Below are 19421 nucleotides of genomic sequence, written 5' to 3' on the forward strand. Positions count from 1 at the left end.
ACACAGGCCGAAGAACGCCGGGCGGAACGGAGCACAGAAGGGCTCACGCGGCACACCGCACCACCCGGCACACCACGTCACACCACCGCACCACGGGCCGTCGGCGGAGCGTGCACGGCACCGGACCGTCAACCCGCCGACTCGTAACCACTGGCACGCACCACCCGTTGGAGGGGGCATGGGCTTCACGATCGGCGGCATCCGAGAGATGCGCTCCAGCTCCCGGCGCCGCGCCCGCTCGACCGAGATCTCGGCGGTGGCGGAGTACACCGGGCTGTGGGGCTGGGATGTCGTCCCCGGCGCCCGGGCGGTCCGCGCGGGCAGCGGCCATACGGACTGCTCGTGCGGCGCCGCCGACTGCTCCTCCCCCGGTGCTCATCCGCTGGCCTTCGGCGAGGAGCTGACGGCCGGTGCCGGCTGGGAGAAGGCCGCCGTGGCGTGGGCCGAGACACCGGGCGCCGCCATCCTCCTCCCGGTGGGCCGGTCGTTCGACCTCCTCGACGTGCCGGAGGCCGCGGGCCGCAACGCCCTGGCGCGGCTGGAGCGGATGGGCCTGCCGCTGGGCCCGGTCGCGGTGACCCCGACCGGCCGTGCGCTGTTCTTCGTCGCGCCCGGGGCGGCCGGGCAACTCCCCGATCTGCTCTACCGGATGGGCTGGGACGACGCCTCGCTCGACCTGCGCTCCCTGGGCCCCGGTGACCATCTCACCGCGCCCCCTTCCGACCTCGGTGGCCACGGCCCGATGCGCTGGCTGCGCCCGCCGGCCCTGGACACCGCCGACCGGCCGCCGCAGGCACGGCTGATGGTGGGCACCCTGGCGTATGCCTGCAACCGCTCGGCGGTCTGAGCTCTCCTGCCCGCACCGCACGGCCGTCGTCCGCCGGAGGGCATACGGGTCGCCGGACGCCGGTCGGGGAGTGCGGGGACGGCGGCGGCTCCGGTGTACCGGGGTGCGGCTGCGGTGCGGGGCCGGCCGTCACCGGGCCGAGAAGGCGCCGGGCGGACATGGGCCGGCCCCCGGTGCCCGCCGAGTGCGGGTCCGGGGGCCGGTGACGGTCCGGGCGTGGTGCCGCGTCAGTCGATCAGGGCGTCGACAAAGGCCTCCGGCTCGAACGGAGCCAGGTCGTCCGCTCCCTCGCCCAGGCCGACGAGCTTGACGGGGACGCCGAGTTCGCGCTGGACGGCGACGATGATGCCGCCCTTGGCGGTGCCGTCGAGCTTGGTGAGCACCACACCGGTGATGTCCACGACCTCGGCGAACACCCGGGCCTGGACCAGGCCGTTCTGGCCGGTGGTGGCGTCCAGGACGAGCAGCACCTCGCCGACCGGGCCGTGCTTCTCGACGACCCGCTTGACCTTGCCGAGCTCGTCCATCAGACCGGTCTTGGTGTGCAGCCGGCCCGCGGTGTCGATCAGGACGACATCGGCGGTCTCGGCGATGCCTTCCTTCACCGCGTCGAAGGCGATGGAGGCGGGGTCGCCCCCCTCGGGTCCGCGGACCGTACGGGCACCGACCCGCTCACCCCAGGTCTGGAGCTGGTCGGCGGCCGCGGCGCGGAAGGTGTCGGCGGCGCCGAGGACCACGGACTTGCCGTCGGCGACCAGAACCCGGGCAAGCTTGCCGGTGGTGGTGGTCTTGCCGGTGCCGTTGACGCCGACGACCATGACGACGCCGGGGATCTCGTCGCCGCCGTTGCCGATGCCATTGGCGGTGTGCACGGTGCGGTCGGCGTCGGTGCCGATGAGGGCGAGGAGCTCCTCGCGCAGCAGTTCGCGCAGGCCCTCGGGGGTGCGGGTGCCGAGCACCTTGACCCGCTCACGCAGCCGGTCGACCAGCTCCTGGGTGGGGGCGACGCCGACGTCGGCGGTCAGCAGGGTGTCCTCGATCTCCTCCCAGGTCTCCTCGTCGAGGTGTTCGCGGGACAGCAGGGTCAGCAGGCCCTTGCCCAGGGTGTTCTGGGAGCGGGAAAGCCGGGCGCGCAGCCGGACCAGCCGGCCCGCGGTGGGCTCGGGAACCTCGATCGCGGGGGCGGCGGGCGCCTCCGGCTCGGCGGCCAGCGCTTCGGCCGCGGGGGCCTCGGCGGTCGGCAGCGTGACTTCTTCGATGGTGCGACGCTCTTCGTCGCGGGGGGTCTCGGCCTCCTCGCCGACCTGCGGTTCGGCGGGAGGCGCGGTAACGGAGGGCTTCGGGGCAGCCGGCGGGGACGGCGGCAGCTGCTTCTTCTTGCGGCTGCTGATGACGAGCCCGCTGATCGCGCCGAGCACGACCACGGCGATGACTACAGCAAGGATGACGATGTCCATAACTCCTCCAGTATCAGCCACGCTCCGCTCGTGGGGACTGCACGCGCCGAACCTGGATGTGCAGTGTCCTGAATGAAATCTGGATGTGTAGTATCCGGATTCACTTCCCGGGACCGGCCCGTGGAGCATCAGGAGGGGAATCCGGATGATTGATGTCCTGGTTTTGGGCGGCGGTTTCGCCGGTCTGTGGAGCGCCTCCGCGGCGACCCGGCTACTGCGCGCCCAGGGGAGCGGACACTCCGTGGCGCTGCTCACCCCCCACCCCGATCTGGTCCTCCGCCCGCGCCTCTACCAGGCCGACCCGGCGCGGATGCGGGTGCCACTCGACCGGATGCTGGGTCCGGTCGGGGTGCGGCGGATCGCCGCCACCGCGACCGCCGTGGACAGCGGACGGCGCCGGGTCACCGCCCTCACGTCCGGCGGCAGCCGCACCGAGGTGACCTACCGGCGCCTCGTGCTGGCCACCGGGAGCGCGGTGGTGCGGCCCGAGCTGCCCGGCGCCGCCCTGCTGCACGACATCGACACCCTCCCGGCCGCGGTCCGCCTGGAAGAGCATCTGCGGGCCCTGCCCGCGGCACCGGACGGGCCCGGGCGCTGGACCGCGGTGGTGGTCGGCGCCGGTTTCACCGGACTGGAGATCGCCACCGAGCTGGCCGGCCGGCTGCGCGCGCTGGCCGCTCCGTACGGCGCGGCGGACGAGGTGCGGGTGGTGCTGGTCGAGCGCGCGGCGGTGGTCGGCGCGGGGCTCGGTGCGGCGGCCCGGCCGGTGATCACCCGGGCGCTGGACACGCTGGGCGTCGAGCGGCGCCTCGGCACCACGGTCACCGGCCTGGACGGGGGCTCGGTGCAGCTCGCGGACGGCACCGCCGTGCCGGCCCGTACGGCCGTGTGGACCGCGGGGATGCGGGCGAGCGCCCTGACCGCGCAGATCCCCGCGCCCCGGGACGAGCTGGGGCGGCTCGCCGTGGACAGCGGGCTCCAGGTACGCGGTATCGAGGGGCTCTTCGCGGCCGGGGACACCGCCGCCGCCCTGGCCGAGGACGATCACCCCGTCCTGCAGAGCTGTCAGCACGCCATCCCGCTGGGCAAGGTGGCGGGCCACAACGCCGCGGCCGGTCTGCTCGGCCTGCCGCCGGTGGACTTCGCGCCCGACCCGTACCGCACCTGTCTCGATCTCGGCGCGGCCGGCGCGGTGGCCACAGCCGGCTGGAACCGGACACTGCGCGAGGGCCCCGAGGGCTTCGCCAAGGAGCTCAAACAGGCCATCAACGAGACCTGGATCTCCCCGCCCGTCGATGATCCGCAGGAGCTGCTGCGCCGTGCCGACCACCGGGTCGGCACGCGGCAGGACGCGTCGTCTTCTGCCTGACCGGAGGGGCTCGACTGGACCCTTCGACGAGGTTCGGCGACACTCTTCCTCGTCGTGGGGTCCAACAGTGCGTACCGGCACAAGTTGGATCAAAGTACGATGGTCGACGGCCGCGCAACGCGCGTAGAGTCCTGGCAATCAATTCTGGCCAGGCATCACAGCCGCTGCCTGCACCCCCTCCCCCGTGGGGGTGCGTCCAGATCCCCGCACGGAGATACCTGCACCAATGGGCACCACGTCCTCCACTTCCGCTCCCGCACCCGAGGGCGCCGTCGAGATCCGCGGCATCGAGCCCGTTCCCGACAACGAACGCCAGGGCCGCGTCCGCGAACTCTTCCCGACCTGGGTCGCCGCCAACATCAGCGTGTTGTTGCTCACCATGGGCGCCTCGCTCGTGGTGAGCAACGGACTGAACTTCTGGCAGGTCCTGCTGGTGGCCGCGATCGCCGCGTCCGTCGCCTTCGGCATGGTGGGCGTGCTGTCGGTCTCGGGCAAGTGGGGCGGCGCGCCCGGCGCGATGCTCTCCCGGGCCACCTTCGGCGTCCGCGGAAACTACTTCCCCGGCGCGATCCTGTGGGTCGCCCGCTTCGGCTGGGAAACGATCAACGCGGTCACCGGCGCCTATGCGGTGCTGACCGTGCTGCATCTGCTGCTGGGCATCGAGAGCAACAACGTCCTCGTCGTCGGCACCCTGCTCGCCTTCGTGGCCGTCACGTACCTGGTGAGCGGTCTGGGCCGCAAGGCGCTGAACGTCTGCAACAAGTACTCGACGTACCTGTTCGGCCTGTTCAGCATCATGGTGCTGGCCTACCTGGTCGCCACGATGGACTGGGACGCCATCTTCGCCAAGAAGGCCGGCACCACCGCCATGGTGATCGCGGGCATCGGCACCATCGCGGCCGGCGGTATCAGCTGGGTGCCCACCGGTCCCGACTTCGCGCGGTACCTCCCGCACTCCGCGTCCGGCAAGAAGATCGTCGGCACCACCGTGTCCGGCGCGGCCCTGGTGCTGCTGCCGATGGTGCTGATGGGCGGCGTGATGGCCGTCTCCAACCCGAAGCTGGCCGGTCAGAACACCGACCCGATGTCGTTCCTGGGCACCATCCTGCCGCCCTGGCTCGCGGTGCCGTACCTGGTCACCGCACTGGTCGGCATGGTGCTGATCAACAGCCTGTCGATGTACTCCGCGGGCTTCACGGCCCAGACCATGGGCGTCAAGCTGCCGCGTGCCCTCGCGGTGAGCATCAACGCCGTCATCAGCCTGGTCGGCGGCCTGTTCATGATGCTGGTGGCCAAGGACTTCATCGGACAGTTCATCGCCTTCCTGACGCTGCTCGCGGTCTCCTTCTCCGCGTGGATCGGCGTCTACGGCGTCGACATGGCCCGGCGGCGCAAGCTGGCGGTGCGCTATGACGCCGACAGCCTGATGAACACCGGCCGCACCAGCCGCTACTGGTACGTCGGCGGCTTCTGCTGGCAGGCCATGACCGCCTGGGGCGTGGCGCTCGTCGCGGGCCTGTGCTTCACCAAGGTCCAGTGGTTCACCGGCCCGTTGGCCACCACCTGGATCGGCGAGAACGGTCTGGGCTGGGCGGCCACCATCGCGATCGCCGCGCTGGTCTTCGCCGTTCTGCCGTCGCCCGCGGAGTCCACCCCGGCGGACAGGGCGGACGAGACGGCGGACGGGGCCCGGCAGCCGGTCGAGGTGGGCTGACCGGCTCCCCGGCAGACCGGAATCCTCCTCTAGTGATCTGACGCAACGTCAGCTAACGTCCCCTTCGCCAACTGCCTTGGCGAAGGGGACGTTTGTGATGTCTGCCCTGCCCGCCCTGCCTGTCACGGTCCTGCGGATCAACCTCGTCGACCCCGCACCCACGCCCGCGACGCTGTCCGCGCGCTACCGGGCCGCCGTCGAGATGGCGGCGTTCGCCGACGACCGCGGCTTCACCATGGTCCAGACCGAGGAGCACCACGCCACCACCAACGGCTGGATGCCCTCCCCGCTCACCTTCGCGGGCGCCGTCTTCGGCGCCACCCGCCGGATCGGCGTCACCGTCTCCGCGCTGATCACCCCGCTGCACGATCCGCTGCGGCTGGCCGAGGACCTCGCCTCGCTCGATCTGCTCAGCGGCGGCCGGCTGGTCACCGTCGCCGGCCTCGGCTACCGGCCCGAGGAGTACACGGCGCACGGCAAGGACTGGCCGGGCCGGGGCCCGCTCCAGGACCAGGTGCTGGAGACCCTGCTGTCCGCCTGGACCGGGGAACCGTTCACCTATCAGGGGCGTACGGTCCAGGTCACCCCGCGCCCGTACACCCAGCCGCATCCGCTGCTGCTGATCGGCGGCAGCTCACGGGCCGCGGCCCGCCGCGCGGCCCGCCTGGGGCTCCCCTTCTTCCCCAGTGCTCACCTCCCCGGACTGGAGGCCTACTACCACGAGCAGCGCACCGCCTTCGGCACCGACGGCTGGGTGATGCAGCCGCCCGAGCGGACCGCGCTCCTCCACCTCTCCGAGGACCCGGACCGCACCTGGGCCGAGTACGGCGGCCATCTGCTGCACGAGGCCCGGATGTACGCCTCCTGGCAGTCCGCCGGTATCCGCTCCGCGGTGCGCTCGTCCGCGCAGGACGTCGCGGCGCTGCGCAAGGAGGGCGTCTACCGCGTCATCACCCCCGACGACTGCCTCCGGCTCGCCCGGCGGACGGGCGACCGGGGCTCGTTGATCCTCCATCCGCTGTGCGGCGGAATGCCGGTCGACGAGGGCTGGCGCTCGCTCCATCTGTTCGCCGAGCGGGTGCTGCCCCGCCTCAAGGAATGACAGGCCTCAGCACGGACCGACGGTCTCCGCCTTCCGGATAGAACGGGCCTCAGCCTTCCGGATAGAAGACGAAGAGACGGCAGCCCGCCGCCGACTGCGGGATGTGCCAGGAACCAGCCGGGGCATGGAGGAAGGACCCGGCCGGATGGTCACCGTCACCGTCGTTGAAGACGCCGGAGACCACGAAGACCTCTTCGGGTCCCGGGGCATGGACATCGATACCCTCCCAGCGGCTGCCCGGGTCCATCTCCAGCACCAGGGCCCTCGCTCCGTCGGCGCCGGTCCACAACGGCCTGACCCGGATCCCGGGGAACACCTCCTCGACCGGGGCGTCGTCCACCGCGGTCCATACATAGCCCGCGGTGCCGCCCACCCCGCCGGCGTCCGGCCCGCTCGGCGCCCGCTGTCCCTCCCCCGCCGGGCCCGTGGCCGCGGGCTTCGGCGTCGTCGGGTCCGTGGTGGCCGCTGTGCTCATATCCGTAGCGCTCATGACTCCACCCTGGCCGAGCGCTCCGCACTCCCCCAGTGTCAGAAATGACGCCCTGGGGTACTTTCCTGCCATGGCCGGACCTCCGCGGCACCCACCGCCGCACGACTCTCCGCATCGCGTGGTGGCGCTGGTGCGCCCACCCCAGTCGACCTTCGAACTCGGCTGCGCCGCCGATGTCTTCGGCACCCGGCGCCCCGGACTGCCCGCCCACTACGACTTCCGGGTGTGTACGCCGCACCCCGGCCCCGTACGGACGACCGCCGGCTACGACATGCTGGTGACGGCCGGCCTGGCGGCGCTGGAGGCCGCGGACACCGTCGTCATCCCGGGCTGGACACCGGCCGACGCACCGCTCGCCCCGGCCGTCCGCCGGGCGCTGCGGCGGGCGCATACGCGGGGCGCCCGGCTGGTCAGCATCTGTTCCGGTGCGTTCGCCCTGGCACAGACCGGGCTGCTCGACGGCCGCCGGGCGACCACCCACTGGAGCCTGGCCGCCGCCCTGACGGAGCGTTTCCCCCGCGTCGAGGTGGACCCGGACGTGCTGTACATCGACCACGGTGACCTCGCGACCAGCGCCGGAGCGGCCGCGGGGGTGGACCTCTGTCTGCATCTCGTCCGCAGCGACCACGGCGCGGCCCACGCCGCCCGGATCGCCCGCCACATGGTCATGCCCCCGCACCGCGAAGGGGGCCAGGCCCAGTACGCGGCCCCGCCCCCGGCGGACCGGCTCGCCCCCACGCTCGCCATGGACCAGTCGCTGGCGCCGCTGCTGGAGTGGGTGGGCGGCCGGCTGTCCGCGCCGGTCTCCGTCGAGGACATGGCCGGACGGCTGCGGATCTCCTCGCGCACCCTGGCCCGCCGGTTCGCCGACCAGCTCGGCACCAGCCCCGGCCAGTGGCTGCTGGGCCGCCGTATCACCGCCGCCCGGGCCCTCCTGGAGGAGACCGATCTGCCGGTCGAGGCGATCGCGCTGCGCGTCGGCCTGTCGTCGGCGACCAACTTCCGCCGGCGCTTCCAACAGGCCCTGCACACCACGCCCGCGGCGTACCGGCGGGCGTTCCGCATCCGCCGCACCGGGCAGGGCGCCGGCCGCCCCTGAAACGGCCCCCGGACCCGGCCGGCGACTCGGGCACAAAAAAGGGGTACTGCCCGGGGTCCCTGATGACCCGGGGCAGTACCCAGTGCTGAGGAGACGGACTGGCGGGGGGTTAGCCCATCTCCTCCAACGCCTTGCCCTTCGTCTCCTTCACGAACTTGAGCACGAAGGGGATCGAGAGCAGGGCGAAGACCGCGTAGATGATGTACGTACCCGAGAGGTTCCAGTCGGACAGGCTCGGGAAGCTGGCCGTGATGGCCCAGTTGGCGATCCACTGCGCGGAGGCGGCGACGCCCAGCGCGGCGGCGCGGATCTTGTTCGGGAACATCTCGCCGAGGAAGACCCAGACCACGACGCCCCAGGAGAGGGCGAAGAAGAGCACGAAGACGTGGGCGGCGATCAGCGCCACGGTGCCTTCGGTGGGCGGCAGCGTGCCGGCCGCGGTCTTGGCGGAGAAGGCCCAGGCCTCCAGGGCGAGCGCGATGGCCATACCGGCCGAGCCGATCAGCGCCAGCGGACGGCGGCCGATCTTGTCGACGAAGACCATCGCGATCACGGTGCCGATGATGTTGATGATCGACGTCGTGAAGCTGTAGAAGAACGAGGCGCTCGGGTCGATGCCGACGGACTGCCACAGCGCCGAGGAGTAGTAGAACGCGACGTTGATGCCGACCAGCTGCTGGAAGACCGACAGTCCGATACCGACCCAGACGATCGGCAGGAAGCCCCTCTTGCGGCCGAGCAGGTCCTTGAACGAGGACTTGTGCTCGCGGCGCATCGCGTCCTGGATCTCGGCGACCCGGGTGTCGAGGTTCACGGAGTGGCCCTCGACCTCGCCGAGCACCTCCTTGGCGCGGGTGACCTTGCCGACGGAGATCAGGTAGCGCGGCGACTCGGGGATCGCGAAGGAGAGCAGACCGTAGAGGACGGCCGGGACGACCATCACGCCGAGCATCCACTGCCAGGCCTCCAGGCCGGCGAGGGTGCCGCGCTGGTTGCCGTCGGCGAGGTTGAGGATGCCCCAGTTGACGAGCTGGGAGATGGCGATACCGATGACGATCGCGGCCTGCTGGAACGAGCCGAGGCGGCCGCGGTAGGCGGACGGCGAGACCTCGGCGATGTAGGCCGGGCCGATGACCGAGGCCATACCGATGGCGAAACCGCCGATGATCCGCCAGAAGGCGAGGTCCCAGAGGGAGAACGGCAGAGCGGAGCCGACGGCGCTGATGGTGAACAGCACCGAGGCGATCTGCATCACCCGGATGCGGCCTATGCGGTCCGCGATCCGGCCGGCGGTGGCGGCGCCGATGGCACAGCCGATCAGCGCGACGGCGATCACCTGGGCGAGGACGGCGGACCCGACGTCGTAACGGCTGCGGATCGCCTCGACGGCACCATTGATGACGGAGCTGTCATAGCCGAAGAGAAAGCCGCCCATCGCGGCAGCCGCGGTGATGAAGATGACATGGCCGAGGTGGTCGGGATGGGCCTTGCGGCCTTCCGGGACCGTCGGCTGCGCGGTGCTGGTCAACGTGAACTCCAGTGGCCCGGCTGCGCTGCCGGGCGTAGGGGGCTGGCCCTTCTAGTGGTGCATAGGTTGGGGGTACCCACCACTTGAAGGTAAAAGCAACGTTGCAGAGACTATGCCTTCAAGTTTCGAAGTCAATAGGGCGTAATGAATTTGTTTCTCGGACACCCTGGGAACCGTTCGTTCAAGTTGTGAACTGATGGGGTATCGGACACTCCGGGCGATCATCAGAGGGGCCGAGAACGGCCGCCAGGCCCGTCAGCAAAGGCCTGCGGCCGCCGCGCGAGCCGCCCGCACGACCGCGGTCAGTGCAGCCGCTGGCTGATGACCTTCGATACACCGTCACCTTGCATCGATACCCCGTAGAGCGCGTCCGCGACCTCCATCGTCCGCTTCTGATGGGTGATCACAATCAGCTGGGAGCTCTCCTGGAGTTCCTCCATGATCCGGATCAGCCGCTGCAGATTGGTGTCGTCCAATGCGGCCTCCACCTCGTCCATCACATAGAACGGACTGGGCCGCGCCTTGAAGATCGACACCAGCAGCGCCACCGCGGTCAGCGACCGCTCACCGCCCGACAGCAGCGACAGCCGCTTGACCTTCTTCCCGGGCGGGCGCGCCTCCACATCGACCCCCGTCGACAGCATGTCGCCCGGATCGGTGAGCACCAGCCGTCCCTCACCGCCCGGGAAGAGGCGTGCGAAGACGCCCTCGAACTCCCGCGCGGTGTCGTGGTACGCCTCGGTGAAGACCTGTTCCACCCGCTCGTCGACCTCCTTGACCACCTGCATCAGGTCGGCCCGGGTCTTCTTCAAGTCTTCAAGCTGTTCGCTCAGGAACTTGTGCCGCTCCTCCAGCGCCGCGAACTCTTCCAGCGCCAGCGGGTTCACCTTCCCGAGCTGCTGATACGCCCGCTCGGCGGCCTTGAGGCGCTTCTCCTGCTCGGCCCGTACATAGGGCACCGGCTGGTGGCGCGGATGCTCCGGGTCGTCCGGCAGCACCTCGCCCTCGGCGGGCGGCGACGGCGGGACCAGCTGATCGGGGCCGTACTCGGACATCAGCCCGGCCGGCTCCACCCCCAGCTCCTCCAGCGCCTTGGTCTCCAGCTGCTCGATCCGCAGCCGCTTCTCCGCGCCCAGCACCTCGCCCCGGTGCATCGAATCCGTCAGCTTGTCCAGCTCGGACTTCAGCTCCCGGCCCTGGTTGCGCTCGGCCACCAGCGCCTGTTCCCGCTCGGCCTTGGCCCGCTCCGCGGCGCCCCGCTCCTCCTCGGCCCGTACGGCCGACACTTCGACATGCGCCAGCAGCTGCCGGCCACCGGCAGCGACCGCCCCGGCCACCGCCGCCTCGTGCCGCAGCCGGACGCGCCGACGCTCGGCCCGCGCCCGCGCCTCGCGCTCGGCCCGCGCTCCCCGGTCCAGTGAGTCCGCCCGCCCGGCGAGCGCCTTCACCCGCTCCTCGTGCGTACGCGCCTGGAGCCGGGCCTCCATCTCGGTCTGCCGCGCATTGGCACCGTCGGCCGCCAGCCGGTCCCGTACGGAGGTATCGGGCTCCTCGTCGCCGACGCCCGGCTCCTCCTCGGCCACCGCCAGCCGCTCGGCCAGCTCCTCGGCCTCCTCGGTGGCCCGCAGCAGCGCCTCCTCGGCCTTGGCCGCCGCCGCGTCACAGCGCTCGGCCTCACCCGCGGCCGCCCGCGCCTGCCCGCCGAGCCGGCCCAGGTCCCCGGCGACCTTCGACTTCTCCCGGTCCGCCGCCCGCCACCGCCCGGCCAACTCCTCGACCAGCGCGACGCCCGCCGTACGGCGTTCCGCCGCGGCCCGCTGCGCCTCCGCCAGCTCCTCGCAGCGCGCCGCCAGTTCCTCCAGCTCGGCCGCCGCCTCGTCGACGGACGCCTGCACCTCCAGCAGGCTCGGCGCACCGGCCGAACCACCCTGCGCGAAGTGCGCCCCGAGCAGATCGCCCGCACCGGTCACCGCCATCAGCTCCGGCCGCGCGGCCACCAGGTCCTCGGCGTCCTCCAGCGTCCCGACGACCACGACATCCCGCAGCAACCGGGCCACGGCGGCCGTCAAATCCCCGGGCCCCCGGACCAGTTCCGCCGCCGGTACGGGCTCCGAACGGGGCCCGGGGACACGGTGCCCGGCCGATTCGGCCACCCCCGGCACCCCGGCCGCACCCTCACACACGTCCACCACGGCCCTCTCGACCGCTCCCGTGCCCCCTTCACCCCCACCGGCCGCACCAGCCGCACCAGCCGCGCTGGCCCCACCGGCCCCACGAACCGCCTCAGCCCCCTCAGCCCTACCAGCCCCACCCCACGCCGACATCCCGGCAGCATCACTGGCCCCCACGGCATCCGCTGCTCCGCCACCCCCGGCAGCCTCCACGGCCCGTGCGGGCGCGGGCACCGTTCCCGTCCCGCTCCGGCCCCCGCTTCCCCCCAGCACCATCGCCGCCCGCCCCGCGTCCTGCTTCCGCAGCAGCCGGATGGCCTCGGCGGCGGTGGCCGGGCCGGTGACGGCGACGGCGTCCGCGGCCGCGCCGAGCGCCGCCGCCACCGGGATCTCGAAGCCCGGCGTGACGGTCAGCAGTTCCGCCGCCGGCCCGAGCAGTCCGGTGAGGCGGTCCGCGGCGGCCAGCAGCGCACCGGTCCCGTCCTTGCGGCGCAGCCCGAGCGCCAGCGCATCATGCCGTGCGGCGGTCGCGGCCCGCTTGCGCTCGGCCGCGCTCAGCGCCTCGCGCGCGGCGGTCAGCGCGGTCTCCGTCTCCGCCAGCTCCCGGCGGGCCGCCTCGTGCCGCTCCGCGATCTCCTCGTCGTCCGCGTCCAGCCCGTCGACCTCGGCCTTGAGCTGCTCGTACTCCTCCTGGGCGGTGTCCGCCCGGCGCCGGGCGGCATCCCTGGCCTCGGCGAGCCGGCCGATCTCCGCCTGCGCCGAGGCGGCCCGCCCACGGGCGGCGGTGACCTGTCCGCTCAGCCGGGCCAGGCCCTCGCGGCGGTCGGCGATGGCGCGGGCCACGTCCCGCAGCCGCCGCTCCTCGTCCGCCAACTGCCGCTCCAGCCCGGCACGGTGTTCAACGGTGTCCTCCAGCGCCCGGCTCGCCGCCTCCAGCGCGGCCGTCAACTCCGCCTCCTGCTCGCGGATCCGGGCCGCCTCCCGCTCCATGTCCTCGGGGTCGCGCCCGTGCCGCTCCTCCGGCGGGGCCGCCGTGGCGCTCTTGACCCGCGCCTCGGCCAGCGAGATCGTGCCCCGCACCCGCTCCGCGAGCTGTGACAGCTCGTACCAGGTCTGCTGCGCGCGCTGCACCCGCGGCGTGAGCGTACGGACCTCCTCCTCCAGCGCCGCCTCCCGCTGCTGGGCGGTGCGCAGCCGGTCCTCGGCGGCCTGCTTGCGTTCCTTGAGCGCCGCCTCGTCCGCGATCTCGGCCTGCAGCGCCCGGCGCAGGGTGACGAGGTCGTCGGCGAGCAGCCGGAGCCGGGCGTCGCGCAGGTCCGCCTGGATGACGGCGGCACGCCGGGCGACCGCGGCCTGCCGCCCCAGCGGCTTGAGCTGCCGCCGCAGCTCGTCGGTCAGGTCCTGGACCCGGGCGAGATTGGCCTTCATCGCCTCCAGCTTCCGCAGCGCCTTCTCCTTGCGCTTGCGGTGCTTGAGGACGCCGGCCGCCTCCTCGATGAAGGCCCGGCGCCCCATCGGGTCGGCATGCAGCACGGAGTCGAGCTGGCCCTGCCCGACGATGACATGCATCTCCCGGCCGATACCGGAATCGGAGAGCAGTTCCTGGATGTCCAGCAGCCGGCAGGTGTCACCGTTGATCTGGTACTCGCTGCCGCCGTTGCGGAACATGATCCGGGTGAGGGTGACTTCGGCGTACTCGATCGGCAGTGCACCGTCGGAGTTGTCGATGGTGAGCGAGACCTCGGCGCGGCCGAGCGGCGGCCGCCCGGTCGTCCCGGCGAAGATGACGTCCTCCATCTTCCCGCCGCGCAGCGACTTGGCGCCCTGCTCGCCCATGACCCAGGACAGCGCGTCCACGACATTGGACTTGCCGGAGCCGTTGGGACCCACGACGCAGGTGATGCCCGGCTCGAAGCGCAGCGTCGTGGCGGAGGCGAAGGACTTGAAACCTCGCAGGGTCAGACTCTTGAGGTGCACGCCGTTGGACTCTACCGGCCGCTCCTCGGCGGGTGACCCCAACATTCCGGGCCGCTCCCCGGACCCGTACGGCCCCTGGGTATACCGCGCCGTTCATTTTCGGTTTCATTACCGAAAGTGCAGGGCACATCATGCGGTAAGGGAGGGCCGGCAAGGCCGAAGTGACCGCGTGGTTCGCAGGAAAGCCGCAGGACGAAGAGCCGGGGAACGACGAAGGGACGCCGAAGCGTCCCTTGCAGATCTTGAAGAGAGCGGTGCCTCAAGCGGCTGGCGAGCAGCCCTACCGGCCCTGAGGTTGGGGTCAGGTGAGCGCGGGCTCCGCCTGGGGTACGTCGATGTCGAGCATCGAGTCGTCGCGACGTGCGGCAGCGGACAGCATGTCGTTTTCGGCCTGCATCCGAATAAGCTCGGATTCAAGGTCTTGGACGCGCTGCTGAAGCCGTCGCATCTCGGAGAGGACTCGGGGGTCGGAGCCGCCGACGTAACCGAGAAGCGCCTTTGCCATGATGGATGGTCCTCCACAATGAGTGACCGACCGAAGCGGTGTGGGTCGTGAGGGATTCGCACCCGCGGTGCTTGTCATTCTCTGGTGTACTCAATGCCAAACAGCTAAGGTGCGCGGGGATTCCAGAGTCTCACCAAACGGTTTGACGGTCAACACGATCACACCCCGTATCCTCGGGCACCTGAGAGTGCGCGGCCGCGAGGGCGCTGCGCCGACTCCCCAGAAAGGTCCCGCGGGGGCGTAGAGATCATCCGTACAGCGGCAGCCTTGCACGGGTCGGCCGAGTTGGCAACCACCAGGCCTTATCTCCCGTAAGCAGCTGACAAAGACGCATCCGAAAGATCGCCTTTGACGGCCGTCCGGACCGTTCCGGCGGGCCGGATCAGCGAATCTCGAAGCCGTCATAACCCCCGCGGGGCGTGTCCCAGATCTCAGTGACTCCGTCGACCCGCCCGGGCGTGTCTCCGGTGCGGAGCCAGTCGAGCAACTGGTCGCAGTGATCCTTCGGGCCCTCGGCGACCACCTGGACACGGCCGTCACCGAGATTGACGGCAAATCCGGCGAGTTCGCCGATGCGAAGGGCATTGGCCCGGGTGAACCAGCGGAACCCGACGCCCTGGACCTGACCACGCACCCACGCGGTCACTCGGACAGCTTCATTCATGTGTGCACGCTAACCGGCCAATTGCTCAGGGGTCACTTCTGCCCCTTGCGCCATCGCGTACAGTCCCCCGACAGCGAGGCTCACTCGTATGGGTGAGCCGTCTTGACGCTGAGGACGGAAGGAAGACAGCGGATGGGCCGCCATCGACGCTCTGCTCCCCATGCCCCCGAAGCCCCCGGTGCAGGGCCTGTTGACGCACCGACGGCGGAACGGCACGGCGTGCCGGCCACGACGCGGCACCGCGGGCATCGCGCGGCGCGCGGCCGCGGTATGACGCCCGTCCGCACCGGACTGCTCGGCGTCTCGGCGGCGATGGCGATGGGAGCCGTGGCGGTCGCCTCCGGACTGATCCCCGGAAACGGCCAGTTCGACGGGGGCACGGGCGACCAGGACCGCGTCCGGGCCGGAGCGCTGCCGGAGGCCAGCCGGCCGCTGGGCGGCATCTCCGCGTCCCCGACCGACCGCGCCACGGACGAGGTGAGCCGCGGCAGCGCCCGCCCCACGGCCCCCGGCGCCGGCCGTGCCTCTTCCGCCACCACCCCTTCGGCGTCCCCGACTCCGCACCGGCCGTCCAAATCCCCCACCGAAAAGACCGATTCGCACCGGTCCGCCGGCCCCGCCGAGCGGCCGTCCTCGGCCGCGCCCGAGCGCACCGCGGCGGCGTCGAAGACCCCCGACGCCCAGTCGTCCGCGGAGACCCAGGTGCTGTCCCTGGTCAATCAGGAGCGCGCCCAGGCCGGCTGCTCCCCCGTGACGGCGGACAAGGAATTGGCCGGTCTCGCACAGGATTTCAGTGACGACATGGCCCGGCGCGGTTTCTTCGACCACACCGACCCGGACGGCGACACCCCCTGGGACCGCGCCCGCGCCGCGGGCATCGACGACCTCGGCGGCGAGAACATAGCCCGCGGCCAGGCCAACGCCCGGTCCGTCATGGACTCCTGGATGAACAGCCCCGGCCACCGCGCCAACATCCTCAACTGCGAGTACAAGACCCTCGGCGTCGGCGCCCACTTCGGGTCGGGCGGCCCGTGGTGGACGCAGGATTTCGGCTTCTGAATTTCGGCTTCTGAGGCAGCCCGCCCGGCGGTGACCCCGCCGCGTCCGCACGCACGCCCGCGCCGCCCCGTGACGGATCACGGGGCGGCGCGGGCGTTCTGCGTACCGGGCCCGGCGGTCTGCGGCCCGTGGTGCGCCGGTCAGACGGCGAGGGCGGCGCGGCCCGCGACGACGATGCGGGCCTGCTCGGCGATACGCCGTCCGAGGTGCTCGGCGGTGGCGATATCGGCCTTGTGGACCCCTTCGGCACCCTGATCGTTGGGCGACTGGGCGGCGGCGCCCAGGAAGAAGCCCAGCCGGTTGAGGTCGTTCTCGGAGGCGGTGGAGGAGTTCCAGCCGGGGAGCAGGTTGAGGCTGACCCAGCTCATGCCGTGCTGAGCGGCGAGCACCGTGAAGAACTGCAGGGTGTGCAGCTTGTCCCCGCTCTTGGAGGCGGAGTTGGTGAAGCCGGCGGCGAGCTTGTCCTGCCAGGCACGGGTCGCCCAGCGCTTGGCGGTCGCCTCGGCGAAGGTGTGGAAGGCGCCGGACGCCGTCCCCATGTAGGTCGGCGAGCCGAAGACGATCGCGTCGGAGGCGTCGAGCTGCTCCCACTCGGCTTCGGTGATCTCGTCGACCTTGATCAGGTGAACGGTGGCGCCGGCCTCGGCGGCGGCGGCCCGGACGGCCTCGGCCAGTACGGCGGTGTGGCCGTAGCCGGAGTGGTACGCGAGCGAGACGACAGGGGCGGGCAGGGCAGGCGTGGTCACGGCGGTTCTCCTCAAGGTCACGGCATCCCGGGACGGTCGGCGCCCGGGAACGCCGGGCTGCGATGAGGGAAAGAGAAGCACTAACTTTTAGAAAGCGCAACCCATTGGTTAGCGCTGCGCGAGGGTATGGTGTGCCCATGGCGACCGAAACCACCGGCGAGACGGCCGGGGAGCCCACCCCCGGCTGTACGGACGACCTGGCCTACGACGTCTTCGCGCGCGAGTGCCCGTCCCGTGACGCGCTCCGGCACATCACCGACCGATGGGGCAGCCTGACGCTCGGCGCACTGCTCGACGGGACCTTCCGCTTCAACGAACTGCGGCGCCGGGTGGCAGGGGTGAGCGAGAAAATGCTGGCCCAGACCCTGCACGCACTGGAGCGGGACGGACTCGTGCACCGCGAGGCACAGCAGACCAACCCGCCCCGGGTGGATTACGCGCTGACGCCCCTGGGCGACCAGGTCGCCCGTCAACTACGGATGCTGATCGACCTGGTGGAGGACCGGATGCCGCAGGTCCTCCAGGCCCGCGAGCGCTACGACGCACAACGCACGGCGGAGTGAGCCGCGGCCCCGCGGGTGAGCCGCGGGCCCGCGCTCAGGCGCGCGGCGGCCGCTGGCAGCGGGGGCAGAAGTAGCTGGAGCGGTTCATCCAGGGACGGCGGCGGATCGGGGTGCCGCAGCGGCGGCAGGGCTCGTCCTCGCGGCCGTAGGCGTCCAGGGAGCGCTCGAAGTAGCCGGACTCACCGTTGACGTTGACATAGAGACTGTCGAAGCTGGTGCCGCCGACGGCGAGCGCGGCGTTCATCACGTCCCGTACGTGGCCGAGCAGCTCGGCGGTGCGCGGACGCGTGAAGGTGGCGGTCGGCCGCTCGTAGTGGAGCTTGCTGCGCCACAGCGCCTCATCCGCGTAGATGTTGCCGACGCCGCTGATCAGCGTCTGGTCGAGCAGCGCACGCTTGACGGTGGTCCGGCGGCGGCGCAGCGCGTCGTGGAACGCGGCGTCGTCGAAGGCGGGATCGAGCGGGTCCCGGGCGATGTGTGCGATGACGTCGGGCAGGTGGTCGGCGTCGCCGGGGACGGTGTCGTGCAGCGAGAGGCCGCCGAAGGTGCGCTGGTCGACGAAGCGGAGTTCGGTGGCCAGGTCATCGGCGAAGCGGATGCGGATCCGCAGGTGCTTCTCGTCGGGGGCGTCCTGCGGCTGGACCAGCAGCTGGCCGCTCATACCGAGGTGGGCGAGGATCGCCAGCCCGTGGGTGACGGACGGCGTGACCCTCGGGGTGATGCCCTCCGCGGCGCTCTGGGCGGCCGGACCGCCACCGGTCACCGGGAGCCAGAGGTACTTGCCGCGCCGGCACGCCGTACCGAGGCGCAGCCCCTTGAGCCGGGCCGCGAAATCGGCCGCCCCGGCCGTGTGCCGGCGGATCGCCCGCGGATGCCGCACCTCGACGGCGTCGATCGTGCGGCCGCTGACCCAGCGCTCCAGTCCGCGGCGTACGACCTCGACCTCGGGCAGCTCGGGCACGAAGGGCTCCTTGGGAACGACGGTGGGGCGAAAGACTTCTGACCCCGTCCGGGGCGACGCGCGGCCGCCCCGGACGGGGTCAGAATCAGTACTTCAGTGTGCCGACGACGAACCGTCACCGGCGGCCGGAGCCGAAGGAGGCTGCGCGGCGGTGGCCGCTCCGGTGGAGCCGGTGCTTGCACCGGGTTCTGGCGACACCTCGTCGCCGGAAGCCGCCGCCTTGGCCGCCTCGTCCGCCGCGGCGCGAATCGCACGCCACGCGGACTCGGCCGCCTGCTGCTCGGCTTCCTTCTTGCTGCGGCCGGTGCCGGTGCCGTACGAGACACCACCGACGCGGGCGGCAGCAGTAAAGGTCTTCTCGTGGTCGGGGCCGGTCTCGGTGACCAGGTACTCCGGAACGCCGAGGCCTTCGGTCGCGGTGAGTTCCTGGAGGCTGGTCTTCCAGTCCAGGCCCGCGCCCAGGCTGGAGGACTTCTCGATGAGCGGGTCGAAGAGCCGGTGCACCAGCTCGCCGGCCGCGTCGAGGCCCTGGTCGAGATAGACCGCGCCGATCACCGCTTCAAGGGTGTCGGCGAGGATGGAGGCCTTGTCCCGGCCGCCCGTGCCCTCTTCGCCCCGTCCGAGGCGGATGAAGGCGCCGAGGTCGAGGCCGCGGCCCACCTCGGCAAGCGCACGCGAGTTGACCACCGCGGCCCGGAGCTTGGCCAGCTGGCCTTCCGGGAGATCGGGGTGGATGCGGTACAGCGTGTCCGTGACCACCAGGCCGAGCACCGAATCCCCGAGGAATTCGAGCCGCTCGTTGGTGGGCAGACCGCCGTTCTCGTATGCGTACGAGCGGTGTGTCAGCGCACGCACCAGAAGGGCGGACTCGAGCTGGTACCCGAGCCGCCCTTCCAGAAGCGTGTGGGACGAGGCTGTGTCCGCCGGAGTCGGTTCATCCCCGCGTTTGCGGGAAGTCGAATTGGCGTCTGACATGGAGCCTGTCACCAGCCGCTCAGACCTCGAGGACCTGACGCTTGTTGTAGGTGCCGCAGCTCGGGCACGCGATGTGCTGCAGCTTCGGCTCGTGGCAGCTAGCGCATGCCACCAGGGTGGGGACCGCAGCCTTCCACTGCGACCGGCGGTGGCGCGTGTTGCTGCGCGACATCTTCCGCTTCGGAACAGCCACG

17 protein-coding genes are annotated in these 19421 nt (G+C 71.6%); 7 read left to right on the top strand and 10 right to left on the bottom strand.

Features of this window, described 5'->3' with window-relative positions; all coding sequences use genetic code 11:
• The first annotated feature begins 178 nt into the window (after nt 1–178).
• Nucleotides 179–847 carry a bifunctional DNA primase/polymerase gene (locus AB0C46_RS23980; protein ID WP_362830148.1) on the top strand — a complete coding sequence of 223 codons (669 nt, stop codon included), beginning with the start codon at nt 179–181 and terminating at the stop codon, nt 845–847.
• 227 nt (nt 848–1074) lie between these two features.
• On the opposite strand, the gene ftsY is transcribed toward AB0C46_RS23980, so the two are convergent.
• Nucleotides 1075–2304 carry a signal recognition particle-docking protein FtsY gene (gene ftsY / locus AB0C46_RS23985; RefSeq protein ID WP_362830150.1) on the bottom strand — a complete coding sequence of 410 codons (1230 nt, stop codon included), beginning with the start codon at nt 2302–2304 and terminating at the stop codon, nt 1075–1077.
• A gap of 145 nt (nt 2305–2449) precedes the next feature.
• On the opposite strand from ftsY, the gene AB0C46_RS23990 reads away from it, so the two are divergent.
• From AB0C46_RS23990 to AB0C46_RS24000, 3 genes are all read left to right on the top strand, one after another.
• Nucleotides 2450–3673 (top strand): FAD-dependent oxidoreductase, encoded by a 1224-nt coding sequence (locus tag AB0C46_RS23990; protein WP_362830152.1) that lies wholly within the window; start codon nt 2450–2452, stop codon nt 3671–3673.
• A 226-nt stretch (nt 3674–3899) separates the two neighbouring features.
• Complete coding sequence (locus AB0C46_RS23995) at nt 3900–5387, top strand: cytosine permease (protein ID WP_362830153.1); 1488 nt, start codon at nt 3900–3902, stop codon at nt 5385–5387.
• Between the two features lie 97 nt (nt 5388–5484).
• Nucleotides 5485–6489 (top strand): LLM class flavin-dependent oxidoreductase, encoded by a 1005-nt coding sequence (locus tag AB0C46_RS24000; protein WP_362830155.1) that lies wholly within the window; start codon nt 5485–5487, stop codon nt 6487–6489.
• 49 nt (nt 6490–6538) lie between these two features.
• On the opposite strand, the gene AB0C46_RS24005 is transcribed toward AB0C46_RS24000, so the two are convergent.
• The gene (locus AB0C46_RS24005) at nt 6539–6862 is read right to left on the bottom strand and encodes a cupin domain-containing protein (protein WP_362830233.1); all 324 of its coding nucleotides are present in this window, start codon (nt 6860–6862) and stop codon (nt 6539–6541) included.
• 187 nt (nt 6863–7049) lie between these two features.
• On the opposite strand from AB0C46_RS24005, the gene AB0C46_RS24010 reads away from it, so the two are divergent.
• Nucleotides 7050–8078 (top strand): helix-turn-helix domain-containing protein, encoded by a 1029-nt coding sequence (locus tag AB0C46_RS24010; protein WP_362830156.1) that lies wholly within the window; start codon nt 7050–7052, stop codon nt 8076–8078.
• A 109-nt stretch (nt 8079–8187) separates the two neighbouring features.
• On the opposite strand, the gene AB0C46_RS24015 is transcribed toward AB0C46_RS24010, so the two are convergent.
• The 4 genes from AB0C46_RS24015 to AB0C46_RS24030 form a co-directional block, all read right to left on the bottom strand.
• A complete protein-coding gene (locus AB0C46_RS24015; protein ID WP_362830157.1) occupies nt 8188–9606 on the bottom strand; it encodes a sugar porter family MFS transporter in 1419 nt (472 codons plus the stop codon).
• Between the two features lie 302 nt (nt 9607–9908).
• The gene (locus AB0C46_RS24020) at nt 9909–13754 is read right to left on the bottom strand and encodes an AAA family ATPase (RefSeq protein ID WP_362830158.1); all 3846 of its coding nucleotides are present in this window, start codon (nt 13752–13754) and stop codon (nt 9909–9911) included.
• Between the two features lie 301 nt (nt 13755–14055).
• Nucleotides 14056–14259, bottom strand: a complete 204-nt coding sequence (locus AB0C46_RS24025; protein WP_006602857.1) for a hypothetical protein — start codon at nt 14257–14259, stop codon at nt 14056–14058.
• 382 nt (nt 14260–14641) lie between these two features.
• A complete protein-coding gene (locus tag AB0C46_RS24030; protein ID WP_026169196.1) occupies nt 14642–14923 on the bottom strand; it encodes an acylphosphatase in 282 nt (93 codons plus the stop codon).
• 270 nt (nt 14924–15193) lie between these two features.
• Here AB0C46_RS24030 and AB0C46_RS24035 point away from each other — a divergent pair, with 270 nt between their 5' ends.
• Complete coding sequence (locus tag AB0C46_RS24035) at nt 15194–15982, top strand: CAP domain-containing protein (RefSeq protein ID WP_362830235.1); 789 nt, start codon at nt 15194–15196, stop codon at nt 15980–15982.
• A 140-nt stretch (nt 15983–16122) separates the two neighbouring features.
• Here the strand turns inward: AB0C46_RS24035 and AB0C46_RS24040 are convergent, their stop codons facing one another.
• Nucleotides 16123–16713, bottom strand: coding sequence for a flavodoxin family protein (locus AB0C46_RS24040; protein WP_362830236.1), 591 nt, complete (start codon nt 16711–16713; stop codon nt 16123–16125).
• Between the two features lie 152 nt (nt 16714–16865).
• Here AB0C46_RS24040 and AB0C46_RS24045 point away from each other — a divergent pair, with 152 nt between their 5' ends.
• Nucleotides 16866–17291, top strand: a complete 426-nt coding sequence (locus AB0C46_RS24045) for a helix-turn-helix domain-containing protein (protein WP_362830160.1) — start codon at nt 16866–16868, stop codon at nt 17289–17291.
• Between the two features lie 34 nt (nt 17292–17325).
• Here AB0C46_RS24045 and mutM read toward each other — a convergent pair whose 3' ends face one another.
• The 3 genes from mutM to rpmF all read right to left on the bottom strand — a co-directional run bounded on the left by mutM (nt 17326) and on the right by rpmF (nt 19420).
• On the bottom strand, nt 17326–18252 hold the full coding sequence (gene mutM, locus AB0C46_RS24050) for a bifunctional DNA-formamidopyrimidine glycosylase/DNA-(apurinic or apyrimidinic site) lyase (RefSeq protein ID WP_362830161.1): 927 nt from the start codon (nt 18250–18252) through the stop codon (nt 17326–17328).
• Nucleotides 18253–18345: 93 nt separating this feature from the next.
• On the bottom strand, nt 18346–19227 hold the full coding sequence (rnc, locus tag AB0C46_RS24055; RefSeq protein ID WP_362830163.1) for a ribonuclease III: 882 nt from the start codon (nt 19225–19227) through the stop codon (nt 18346–18348).
• A 19-nt stretch (nt 19228–19246) separates the two neighbouring features.
• Nucleotides 19247–19420 (bottom strand): 50S ribosomal protein L32, encoded by a 174-nt coding sequence (gene rpmF / locus AB0C46_RS24060; RefSeq protein ID WP_030087884.1) that lies wholly within the window; start codon nt 19418–19420, stop codon nt 19247–19249.
• Nucleotide 19421 lies beyond the last annotated feature (1 nt).

This window comes from Streptomyces sp. NPDC048637, from assembly GCF_040650675.1.
Classification (GTDB): Bacteria; Actinomycetota; Actinomycetes; order Streptomycetales; family Streptomycetaceae; genus Streptomyces.

Excerpts from the sequence above, each read along its gene's own strand:
- AB0C46_RS24025 (WP_006602857.1), bottom strand. The coding sequence starts at position 14,259 with ATGGCAAAGGCGCTTCTCGGTTACGTCGGCGGCTCCGACCCCCGAGTC.
- AB0C46_RS24030 (WP_026169196.1), bottom strand. The coding sequence starts at position 14,923 with ATGAATGAAGCTGTCCGAGTGACCGCGTGGGTGCGTGGTCAGGTCCAG.
- ftsY (WP_362830150.1), bottom strand. The coding sequence starts at position 2,304 with ATGGACATCGTCATCCTTGCTGTAGTCATCGCCGTGGTCGTGCTCGGC.
- AB0C46_RS23990 (WP_362830152.1), top strand. The coding sequence starts at position 2,450 with ATGATTGATGTCCTGGTTTTGGGCGGCGGTTTCGCCGGTCTGTGGAGC.
- AB0C46_RS24000 (WP_362830155.1), top strand. The coding sequence starts at position 5,485 with ATGTCTGCCCTGCCCGCCCTGCCTGTCACGGTCCTGCGGATCAACCTC.
- AB0C46_RS24045 (WP_362830160.1), top strand. The coding sequence starts at position 16,866 with ATGGCGACCGAAACCACCGGCGAGACGGCCGGGGAGCCCACCCCCGGC.
- AB0C46_RS23995 (WP_362830153.1), top strand. The coding sequence starts at position 3,900 with ATGGGCACCACGTCCTCCACTTCCGCTCCCGCACCCGAGGGCGCCGTC.
- AB0C46_RS24010 (WP_362830156.1), top strand. The coding sequence starts at position 7,050 with ATGGCCGGACCTCCGCGGCACCCACCGCCGCACGACTCTCCGCATCGC.
- AB0C46_RS24035 (WP_362830235.1), top strand. The coding sequence starts at position 15,194 with ATGACGCCCGTCCGCACCGGACTGCTCGGCGTCTCGGCGGCGATGGCG.
- rnc (WP_362830163.1), bottom strand. The coding sequence starts at position 19,227 with ATGTCAGACGCCAATTCGACTTCCCGCAAACGCGGGGATGAACCGACT.
- AB0C46_RS23980 (WP_362830148.1), top strand. The coding sequence starts at position 179 with ATGGGCTTCACGATCGGCGGCATCCGAGAGATGCGCTCCAGCTCCCGG.